Source organism: Pseudomonas sp. P4_C3 (genome assembly GCF_056402075.1).
The window spans coordinates 18,810-29,539 of sequence record NZ_JBFUIC010000046.1; the positions used below are offsets into that span (position 1 = coordinate 18,810).

The window sequence follows — 10,730 nt, forward strand, 5'->3', positions numbered from 1 at the left end:
CTGTAACTCCACTTCCAGCTCGGCTGGGCCTCGAAAACGCCAATGTGGCGTGTTCACCGTCCAGCGTTGCATTGAAGAGGATTAGGCCACCCCTATTCAGTTCAAAAGTAGCCATGCACGAACAATATCAGCCCCGTGAAATCGAAGCCGCCGCCCAGTCGTTCTGGGACGAGCAAAAGTCCTTTGAAGTCAGTGAACAGCCAGGCAAGGAGACGTTCTACTGCCTGTCGATGTTCCCTTACCCCAGCGGCAAGCTACACATGGGGCACGTGCGCAACTACACCATCGGCGACGTGATCTCCCGCTACCAGCGCATGCAAGGCAAGAACGTTCTGCAACCCATGGGTTGGGACGCCTTCGGCATGCCGGCGGAAAACGCCGCGATGAAGAACAACGTAGCGCCCGCCAAGTGGACCTACGAAAACATCGCCTACATGAAGACCCAGCTGCGCAGCCTGGGCCTGGCGGTGGACTGGTCGCGCGAGGTGACCACCTGCAAGCCGGATTACTACCGCTGGGAACAATGGCTGTTCACCCGCCTGTTCGAAAAAGGTGTGATTTACAAAAAAAGCGGCACCGTGAACTGGGACCCGATCGACCAGACCGTCCTGGCCAACGAGCAAGTGATCGACGGTCGCGGCTGGCGTTCCGGCGCGCTGATCGAAAAGCGCGAAATCCCGATGTACTACTTCAAGATCACCGCCTACGCGGATGAGCTGCTGGAGAGCCTCGACGACCTGCCGGGCTGGCCTGAACAGGTCAAGACCATGCAGCGCAACTGGATCGGCAAATCCCGCGGCATGGAAGTGCAGTTCCCGTACAACGTCGATTCCATCGGCGAAGCGGGCGTGCTGAAAGTCTTCACCACCCGTCCGGACACCCTGATGGGCGCGACCTACGTCGCCGTGGCCGCCGAGCACCACCTGGCCACCCTCGCTGCACAGAACAATCCTGAGCTGCAAGCGTTCATCGCTGAATGCAAGGGCGGCAGCGTGGCTGAAGCCGACGTCGCCACCCAGGAGAAAAAAGGCCTGCCGACCGGCCTGTTCGTCGAGCACCCGCTGACCGGCGAAAAACTGCCGGTATGGGTCGCCAACTATGTGCTGATGCACTACGGCGATGGCGCGGTGATGGCGGTTCCAGCCCACGACGAGCGCGATTTCGAGTTCGCCCACAAGTACAACCTGCCGGTTAAATCGGTCGTGCGCACCAGTTCCGGTGATAGCAACCCGACGCCATGGCAAGACGCCTATGGCGAGTACGGCACGCTGATCAATTCCGGCGAGTTCGACGGCCTCGACTTCGCGGGTGCCTTCGACGCCATCGAAGTTGCGCTGATCAAGAAAGAACTGGGCGCCTCGCGCACCCAGTTCCGCCTGCGCGACTGGGGCATCAGCCGTCAGCGCTACTGGGGCTGCCCGATCCCGATCATCCACTGCAACACCTGCGGTGATGTGCCGGTACCGGAAGATCAATTGCCGGTCGTACTGCCGGAAGACGTGGTGCCGGACGGCGCCGGCTCGCCACTGGCGCGCATGCCTGAGTTCTACGAGTGCAGCTGCCCTAAATGTGGCCAGCCTGCCAAGCGTGAAACCGACACCATGGACACCTTCGTCGAGTCGTCGTGGTACTACGCCCGCTACGCCTCGCCGCACTTTGAAGGCGGCCTCGTGGAGAAATCCGCAGCCGACCACTGGCTGCCGGTGGATCAGTACATCGGCGGTATCGAACACGCGATCCTGCACCTGCTCTACGCGCGCTTCTTCCACAAATTGATGCGTGACGAAGGCCTGGTGAGCTCCAACGAGCCGTTCAAGAACCTGCTGACCCAGGGCATGGTGATCGCCGAGACTTACTATCGTCGCGAAGCCAATGGCGCTTACACCTGGTTCAACCCGGCGGACGTCGAGCTTGAGCGTGACAGCAAGGCCAAGGTTATCAGCGCCAAGTTGAAAGCTGACGGCTTGCCGGTGGAAATCGGCGGCACCGAGAAGATGGCCAAGTCGAAGAACAACGGTGTCGACCCACAGTCGATGATCGACCAGTTCGGTGCAGACACTTGCCGCCTGTTCATGATGTTCGCCTCGCCGCCTGACATGAGCGCGGAATGGTCTGACTCCGGCGTGGAAGGTTCGCACCGCTTCCTCAAGCGTGTCTGGCGTCTGGCTCAAGCGCACGTCACCCAGGGCCTGCCGGGCAAACTGGACGTCGCCAGCCTGAATGACGAGCAGAAAGCCGTTCGTCGCTCGATCCACCTGGCCATCAAGCAGGCCAGCCAGGACGTCGGCCAGAACCACAAATTCAACACCGCCATCGCCCAGGTGATGACACTGATGAACGTGCTGGAAAAAGCCGCGCAAGGCACCGAGCAGGATCGCGCACTGATTCACGAAGGTCTGGAAACCGTGACTCTGCTGCTGGCTCCGATCACGCCGCACATCAGCCACGAACTATGGAATCAATTGGGTCACGCTGATCCTGTGATCGACGCCGGTTGGCCGGTGCAGGACGACAGCGCACTGGTGCAGGACAGCCTGACGCTCGTCATCCAGGTCAACGGCAAGCTGCGTGGCCAGATCGAAATGCCCGCCAGTGCCAGCCGCGAAGAAGTCGAAGCAGCCGCCCGCGCCAACGAGAACGTCCTGCGCTTCGTCGACGGTCTGACCATCCGTAAAGTGATCGTAGTGCCCGGGAAACTGGTCAATATCGTCGCCAGCTAATTGGATCAGGCGCCAGGTGAGCCTGGCGCCGAGTAAAACCTTTCGGGCCGCTTGATCGGCCCACATGGTTTCAAGGGGAGCAACAAGATGATCAAACGCAATCTGCTGGTGATGGGCCTCGCGGTTCTGTTGAGCGCCTGCGGTTTCCAGCTGCGCGGCACCGGCACCGACGAACTGGCGATCAAGGAACTCGACCTGAGCGCCCGTAACGCCTACGGTCCAACCGTGACCCAGTTGCGTCAGGTACTGGAAGGCAACGGCGTCAAGGTCTATAACGGCGCACCTTACAAACTGGTGCTGACCAATGAGCAGGAAAGCCAACGCATCCTCAGCTACGCAGGTGCCGGTCGTGCTGGCGAGTACCAGGTGACCACCGTATTGAACTACGACATCCGTGGTCGCGGTGACCTGCCACTGATGAGCGACAAGCTTGAAGTGCAGAAAATCTACCTGCACGACGGCAACAACCTGATGGGTTCCGACCAGGAAGCCGCAACGGCCCGGACAGAAGCTCGCCGCGAGCTGGTTCAACGCATGATGCTGCGCCTGCAACAACTGAGCCCAGGTCAACTGGATCAGCTGCAACAGACTGCCGAAGCCAAGGCCAAGGCTGATGCCGCGGCACTGGAAGCGGCAAAGAAGGCTGAAGCGGATACCCCGCGCCAGTCGCCTGTCGAACTGCCGCGGCAGTAAGACTTACGGGGCGTTCAGGCGCCCCGTTCGCCCTCTCTTATGAAGCTCGCCCCCGCCCAACTCGCCAAACACCTGCAAGGTGCCCTTGCGCCGGTCTACATCATCAGCGGCGATGACCCGTTGTTGTGCCAGGAGGCGGCCGACGCTGTTCGCACTGCCGCCCGTCAGCAGGGATTCGATGAACGCCAGGTGTTTGCCGCCGACGCCAGTTTCGACTGGGGGACGCTGCTGCAAGCCGGTGCCAGCATGTCGCTGTTCGCCGAAAAGCGCCTGCTGGAACTGCGCTTGCCTTCCGGCAAACCCGGCGACAAAGGTGCCGCCGCGCTGATCGAGTACTGCTCGCGCCCGGCTGACGACACCATACTGCTGATCAGCCTGCCGAAACTCGATGGTAGTGCGCAGAAAACCAAGTGGGGCAAAGCGCTGGTCGAAGGACAACAGACCCAGTTCGTGCAGATCTGGCCAGTCGATGTCGCCCAGTTGCCAAGCTGGATCCGCCAACGTTTGTCCCAGGCCGGGCTTTCCGCCAGCCAGGACGCCGTTGAGCTGATCGCCGCGCGGGTCGAGGGCAACTTGCTGGCCGCCGCCCAGGAAATCGAAAAGCTCAAACTGATGGCCGAAGGAGGTCAGATCACCGTTGAAACCGTACAGGCGGCGGTGGCCGACAGTGCGCGCTTCGACGTCTTTGGGCTGACCGATGCGGTGCTCAATGGTGAAGCAGTCCATGCGTTGCGCATGCTCGAAGGATTGCGCGGCGAAGGCGTCGAGCCGCCGGTGATTCTCTGGGCCCTGGCCCGGGAGTTGCGCCTGCTGGCCAATATTTCCCTGCAATACAGTCAGGGCACGCCGCTGGACAAGGCCTTCAGCCAGGCTAAGCCACCGGTCTGGGACAAACGTAAACCGTTGATGAGCAAAGCCCTGCAACGCTACTCGGCGCAACGCTGGGCGCAACTTTTGCTCGAAGCACAGCGTATCGACGCACAGATCAAGGGCCAGGCTGCGGGTTCGCCGTGGATGAGCCTGAGTCGGTTGACGTTGTTGATGGCCGGGCAAAAACTGGCGTTGCCTGCCGAATAAGATCAAGAGATCGCAGCCTTCGGCAGCTCCTACATGAGATTGCGTATACCTGTAGGAGCTGCCGAAGGCTGCGATCTCTTGATCTTTTTCCTACAAAACTCAAATCCATTTGCCCTATAGACAGCCCCCCAACTTCGGTCGATGATTTGCCCCGCAAAATCCACTCACTTGCGAGAAATCATCATGAGCAAAAAGCCATCGAAGCATGGCCCCAACAAAGCCAAATCCATCATCGCCCAGCCATTGTTCCGCAGCCGCCAGGAACGCCCCACCAAGGGCAAAGGCAGTTACCGCCGCGAAGCCTTCCAGTCTGACAGCTGGGAGGCTTCTTGCTTTCTGGCGGCCTGAAAGGCAAGCATCCGCTCAACATGTTAAGGTTTGCACCTGATCCGTATTCCCTGGACCCGTGCATGCCCTTTTGTCTTTCCCGTCGTTGGCACTTGCGCCAATTGATTGCTGCCTCCAGCCTCGTTTTGCTAGTCGCCTGCGCGGAAAAACCTACCGCCGCCGACGCCCAGCCGCTTCAGACCCTCCCTGTCGCCACCGCCCCGGCGGTTGTTCCGCCTGTGGTTCCGAACGGTGAAAACCTCGACATCCAACCCACCCAGACCTTCGCCGAGTGGCAGGCGGGTTTCCGCAAGGATGCCTTGGCCGCCGGTATCCGCGCCGATCTGTTTGATCGCGCTTTCGCCGATGTCAGCTTCGACCCCAGTGTGATTCGTGCCGATCGCAGCCAACCGGAATTCGCAAAACCGGTGTGGGAATACCTCGACGGCGCCTTGTCGCCGCTGCGGGTACGCAAAGGCCAGTCGCTGGTCAACCAGTACGCCGACATCCTGCAAAGCATCGAGCAGCGTTACGGCGTTGATCGTCAGGCGTTGGTGGCCGTGTGGGGCATGGAAAGCAACTTTGGCCAGTTCCAGGGCAGCAAGTCGGTGATCAACTCGCTGGCGACCCTGGCCTACGAAGGCCGTCGTCCCGGTTTCGCCCACGCACAATTGATTGCCGCCCTGCAAATCCTGCAACAAGGCGATATCGAACCCGAGAAGATGCTCGGATCCTGGGCCGGCGCCATGGGCCAGACCCAGTTCATTCCGACCACCTACAACACCCATGCCGTCGACTTCGATGGAGATGGGCGCCGCGATATCTGGGGCAGTTCGGCCGATGCCCTGGCCTCGACCGCGCATTACCTGCAAAGCTCAGGCTGGCAGAGAGGCCAGCCGTGGGGCTTCGAGGTGCAGTTGCCAGGCGGGTTCAACTACGTGCTGGCCGACGGCACGACTCGCAAGAGCGTCGCCGAATGGCGGCAACTGGGGATTACGCTGCCCAATGGTGGCCAGGTCCCGGCCGGCTCCGAGCAACTGTCCGCCGCCCTGCTGCTGCCGGCCGGTTACCGTGGACCGGCGTTCCTGGTGCTCGATAACTTCCGGGCGATCCTCAAGTACAACAACTCGTCGTCCTACGCCTTGGGGGTGAGCCTGTTGTCCGAACGCTTCAATGGCGCGGGACTGATCAGCGGCACGTGGCCAAAGGATGACCTGCCACTGAGCCGTACCGAGCGGATCGAGCTGCAAAACTTGCTGAGCACACAAAACTACGATGCCGGCACCGCCGACGGGATCATTGGTGCCAACACGCGCAAGGCGATCCGCAGCGCCCAACAGTCGTTTGGCTGGCCGGCGGACGGGTATCCGACGCACAAATTGCTGGAAGGCTTGCGTAACCGCTAAAAGCAAAAGATCGCAGCCTGCGGCAGCTCCTACGGGTGTACACAAAACCCCGTAGGAGCTGCCGCAGGCTGCGATCTTTTCAAGATATTCGCGACTTATCTGATTACCACATCCTGCTCCAACACCAACTCCTTGTTCCCCGCATCCAGCCGCACCAACGCCCCCATGGGCAGCGTCAGGTTCGGGTCACAATGCCCACTTCGCCACCCGGACAACACCGGAATATTCAATGGCTCGAAGGTCTGCTTGAGCAGCCTGTCCAGCGCTGCCAACTCAACCCCCGCCACATCCCCTACCAACACGCCGCGCAGTTTGTGCAACGTGCCAGCCAGCCGCAGATGGGTCAGCAACCGATCGATGCGATACAGCGGCTCGTTGATGTCCTCGATCAACAGAATGACGCCCTCGGCGTCTATCTCGTAAGGCGTGCCCATGGTCGCGGCGATCATGGCCAGATTGCCACCGAGCAAGCGCCCATGAGCCACGCCAGGCTCGATCGTGGTCAGCGGATAAGCCACCGGATGAGCCAGCACCGTTCCCGCCCTCACCTGCCCTCGCAGCATGTTGAAGAAGGAAGACTCCGTAGGTTTTTGCTTGCCACCCAGCAGGTCGGCATTGAGCATCGGACCATGAAAGGTCACGAAGCCGGCATAGCGACTGATCGCCAAATGCAGAGCGGTGATGTCGCTGTAGCCGATGAACGGCTTGGCGTTGTCACGCAGCAAATCAAAATCAATGCGGTCGAGGAGCCGCGGCGTGCCGTAACCGCCGCGCAGGCAGATGATGGCATCCACCTCGCTGTCGGCGAATGCTGCATGCAGGTCGCCAAGTCGTACCTCGTCGCTCCCGGCCAGGTAGCCGTTTTTTTCGTAGACCCCGGGAAACACTTTCAGTGAATAACCCCGGGCACGCATCCATTGCACCGCCTTGTCGGTGTCCAGCGGCGCRGGACCGGCGGGTGCGATAACGCCGATCATGCCTTCCGACGGCAGTGCCGGGACCGGAGCATGAGGGCAAAGGGTGTGGGTCGGTCGAGCGGTCATCCGTGAATCTCCCTGCGTGAAATCTTCAGCACACAGTAGTCAGGAACGGGGACAAACAGAAGAGGAACCGTTGCCCCGCAGGTTGCAGGAAAAAACAGCCATTGCCGTAGGCCAGGCAAAAAAACGCCCGCGAGGCTGAACACCGTGCGGGCGCTTTTCATTTCATTGCGTCGATCAGGACGACATCAGCTCGGCCTTGACCAGCTTGGCCTGCTCGTCAGCGTGATACGAAGAGCGTACCAACGGACCGGACGCCACGTTCTTGAAGCCCATCTTGTAGCCTTCCTCGGCGAACCAGGCGAAGGTGTCCGGGTGCACGAAGCGCTGCACCGGCAAGTGGCTGCGGGACGGTTGCAGGTACTGGCCGAGGGTCAGCATGTCGATGTCGTGTTCGCGCATGCGCTTCATGACTTCGATGACTTCTTCGTCGGTCTCGCCCAGGCCCAGCATCAAACCGGACTTGGTCGGAATATGCGGCATCATCTGCTTGAAACGTTGCAGCAGGGTCAGCGACCACTGGTAGTCCGAGCCCGGACGCGCAGCCTTGTACAGGCGCGGCACGGTTTCCAGGTTGTGGTTGAACACATCCGGCGGCTCGGCAGCAGTGATTTCCAGCGCGATGTCCATGCGGCCACGGTAATCCGGGACCAGGGTTTCGAGCTGCACATTCGGCGACAGCTTGCGGATTTCGCGGATGCAGTCGGCAAAGTGCTGGGCACCGCCGTCACGCAGATCATCACGGTCCACCGAGGTGATTACCACGTACTTGAGTTTCAGGTCGGCGATGGCGATGGCCAGGCTTTCCGGCTCGTTGACGTCCAGCGGCTTCGGACGGCCGTGGCCGACGTCGCAGAACGGGCAACGACGGGTGCAGATGTCACCCATGATCATGAAAGTCGCGGTGCCGCCGGAGAAGCACTCGCCCAGGTTCGGGCAGGAAGCCTCTTCGCACACGCTGTGCAGCTTGTGTTTGCGCAGCAGGGCCTTGATGCGGTCGACTTCCGGTGAAACCGGGATGCGGACACGAATCCAGTCCGGTTTTTTCGGCAATTCCGTAGTCGGAATGATCTTCACCGGGATGCGTGCAACCTTTTCGGCGCCGCGCAGCTTGACGCCGGCTTCTACCTTGGGACGCGGGGCCGGGCGCTCGGTGACATCGAGCGTCGGGATCATGGTTTGCACTGCATCAGTAGTCATATCAGTCGATTCCGCCCGTCAGGGTCGTCTGCTCAGCATAGTCGAGGTGTTTGACGAGCTGCGCGCGCAGCCGGGCACTTACCTCGGCAAATTCAATCGATCCTGCGTGATCGCTAAGCTGGGTCATCGCCAGCCCGGCATAGCCGCAGGGATTAATCCGTCGAAACGGTTCCAGGTTCATGTCCACGTTCAGGGCCAGGCCATGAAAGGAGCAGCCATGGCGGATCCGCAGACCCAGCGAGGCGATTTTCGCCCCGTCGACGTAGACACCCGGTGCATCGGGTTTGGCCACGGCGGTGACGCCGTAACTGGCCAGCAGCTCGATCAGGCACTGCTCCATCCGGGTGACCAGATCGCGCACACCAAACCCGAGCTTGCGCACGTCCAGCAGCAGATAAGCCACCAACTGGCCAGGCCCGTGGTAAGTCACCTGACCACCACGATCGACCTGCACCACCGGAATATCACCGGGGAGCAGCAAATGCTCGGCCTTGCCCGCCTGGCCCTGGGTGAACACCGGTGGATGCTCTACCAGCCAGATCTCGTCGGCGGCATCGCTGCCGCGTTCGTTGGTGAAGCGTTGCATGGCATGCCAGACCGGCTCGTAAGCCATCTGGCCGAGCTCGCGAAAGCCCAGCACACCGGACATCACAGCACCATGTGCACGAAACCGGTGGCCCGCAGTTCGCTGTTGATGTTGTACAGCTGGTCCTGGTCGGTCGCGACGATGTGCAACTGGATGGTGGTGTATTTGCCGTTGCTGCTCTGGCGCTCGTCAACACGCTCATCGTTGATCTTGGCGTGTTTCTCGACGATCTTGATGATCTTGTCCTTGTTGCCCACACCGGTATCGCTGATTACCTTAACGGGATAGTCAGTGACCGGGAATTCGATCTTTGGCGCCTTTACTTCGGTATCGGTCATGGCGTAACGGCCTCGTAAGCGTAAGCCGTGGCGACGGGCATGGCTGCGCGCCAGTTCAGCGCGGAGCCATGCAGGTGCACACTAAATTCAGTTGAACAAGCCGTAGAAGAATAGACGGATGCTATCCCACATGCGGCGGAAGATACCACCTTCCTCGACAGCGTCCAGAGCGATCAGATCAGCGCTGTGCACCACCTTGTCGTCCAGCTTCACTTCGACTTTACCGATCACGTCGCCCTTGGCGATTGGCGCGACCAGCTGCGGGTTCATTGTCATGCTGGCAGCGAGCTTTTTCAGCTGGCCTTTCGGCAGGGTCATGGTCAGGTCTTCAGCCAGGCCGGCCTTGACTTGATTGGTGGAGCCTTTCCAGACAGGTGCCTGGGCCAGTTCGGCGCCCTTCTGATAGAAGGTCTGGGTTTCGAAAAAGCGGAAACCGTAGGTCAGCAGCTTCTGGGTTTCGGCGGCACGGGCCACTTCGCTGTTGGTGCCGAACACCACGGCGATCAGACGCATGCCATCACGTACGGCCGAAGACACCATGCAGTAGCCGGCTTCGTCGGTGTGGCCGGTTTTGAGGCCGTCGACGGTCTTGTCGCGCCACAGCAGCAGGTTACGGTTCGGTTGCTTGATGCCATTCCAGAAGAACTCTTTCTGCGAGTAGATCGCGTAGTGAGCCGGGTCTTCGTGGATGATCGCGCGGGCCAGCACAGCCATGTCGTGAGCCGACGAGTAGTGCTCAGGGTTCGGCAGGCCGGTCGGGTTCATGAAGTGGGTGTTGGTCATGCCCAGGTCGGCAACAGTCTTGTTCATCAGGTCGGCGAAGGCGTCTTCGCTGCCGGCGATGTGCTCGGAGAGCGCGACGCTGGCGTCGTTGCCCGACTGGATGATGATGCCGTGCAGCAGGTCGCTGACGGTGACCTGCGAGCCGACCTTGATGAACATCCTCGAACCACCGGTACGCCAGGCGTTTTCGCTGACGGTCACCGGATCGTTTTCGCCGATCTGGCCACGACGGATTTCCAGGGTCGCGATGTACGCAGTCATCAGCTTGGTCAGGCTGGCCGGCGGCAGACGCTGGTCACCGTTGTTCTCGACCAGCACGTTGCCGCTGCTGGCATCCATCAGAACGTAGGCTTTGGCAGCCAGTTGTGGTGGCGACGGCATCATCTCGGCCGCGAAGGCGGCTGGCGAGAGGAGCAGCGGGACTAGCAGACACAGGCGTTTGGCAAAGGTGGTGATGTTCATCCGTCTCTCGAAATCGCTAATGGAAACTGCCCGAAGGCAAAATTAAATCAGATGACTTTCTAACGAGTCATCGCGTGTTCAGTTGCTCACTCCAGTCA

Annotated in this window: 10 protein-coding genes; 5 read left to right on the forward strand and 5 right to left on the reverse strand. The window is 60.6% G+C overall.

The window, feature by feature from the left end; all coding sequences use genetic code 11:
- Nucleotides 1-113: 113 nt before the first annotated feature.
- From leuS to AC1DVH_RS11065, 5 genes are all read left to right on the forward strand, one after another.
- Nucleotides 114-2,720, forward strand: a complete 2,607-nt coding sequence (gene leuS, locus AC1DVH_RS11045) for a leucine--tRNA ligase (RefSeq protein WP_477753827.1) — start codon at nucleotides 114-116, stop codon at nucleotides 2,718-2,720.
- An 87-nt stretch (nucleotides 2,721-2,807) separates the two neighbouring features.
- Entirely contained in the window at nucleotides 2,808-3,413 is a 606-nt protein-coding gene (locus AC1DVH_RS11050; protein ID WP_477753828.1) for an LPS-assembly lipoprotein LptE, read from the forward strand.
- Nucleotides 3,414-3,452: 39 nt separating this feature from the next.
- Entirely contained in the window at nucleotides 3,453-4,490 is a 1,038-nt protein-coding gene (holA, locus tag AC1DVH_RS11055; RefSeq protein WP_477753829.1) for a DNA polymerase III subunit delta, read from the forward strand.
- A gap of 183 nt (nucleotides 4,491-4,673) precedes the next feature.
- Nucleotides 4,674-4,838, forward strand: coding sequence for an alternative ribosome rescue factor ArfA (gene arfA / locus AC1DVH_RS11060; protein ID WP_025108699.1), 165 nt, complete (start codon nucleotides 4,674-4,676; stop codon nucleotides 4,836-4,838).
- Nucleotides 4,839-4,900: 62 nt separating this feature from the next.
- Nucleotides 4,901-6,223 (forward strand): lytic murein transglycosylase, encoded by a 1,323-nt coding sequence (locus tag AC1DVH_RS11065; RefSeq protein ID WP_477753830.1) that lies wholly within the window; start codon nucleotides 4,901-4,903, stop codon nucleotides 6,221-6,223.
- 95 nt (nucleotides 6,224-6,318) lie between these two features.
- On the opposite strand, the gene AC1DVH_RS11070 is transcribed toward AC1DVH_RS11065, so the two are convergent.
- The 5 genes from AC1DVH_RS11070 to AC1DVH_RS11090 all read right to left on the reverse strand — a co-directional run bounded on the left by AC1DVH_RS11070 (nucleotide 6,319) and on the right by AC1DVH_RS11090 (nucleotide 10,632).
- A complete protein-coding gene (locus AC1DVH_RS11070) occupies nucleotides 6,319-7,266 on the reverse strand; it encodes a S66 peptidase family protein (RefSeq protein WP_477753831.1) in 948 nt (315 codons plus the stop codon).
- 174 nt (nucleotides 7,267-7,440) lie between these two features.
- Entirely contained in the window at nucleotides 7,441-8,439 is a 999-nt protein-coding gene (gene lipA, locus AC1DVH_RS11075) for a lipoyl synthase (RefSeq protein ID WP_162276382.1), read from the reverse strand.
- Nucleotides 8,440-8,464: 25 nt separating this feature from the next.
- A complete protein-coding gene (gene lipB, locus AC1DVH_RS11080; protein ID WP_477753832.1) occupies nucleotides 8,465-9,112 on the reverse strand; it encodes a lipoyl(octanoyl) transferase LipB in 648 nt (215 codons plus the stop codon).
- Entirely contained in the window at nucleotides 9,112-9,387 is a 276-nt protein-coding gene (locus AC1DVH_RS11085; RefSeq protein WP_007990615.1) for a DUF493 domain-containing protein, read from the reverse strand. The genes lipB and AC1DVH_RS11085 overlap by 1 nt, the downstream gene beginning before the upstream one ends.
- 87 nt (nucleotides 9,388-9,474) lie before the next feature.
- Nucleotides 9,475-10,632, reverse strand: coding sequence for a D-alanyl-D-alanine carboxypeptidase family protein (locus tag AC1DVH_RS11090; protein ID WP_477753833.1), 1,158 nt, complete (start codon nucleotides 10,630-10,632; stop codon nucleotides 9,475-9,477).
- Between the last annotated feature and the right edge of the window lie 98 nt (nucleotides 10,633-10,730).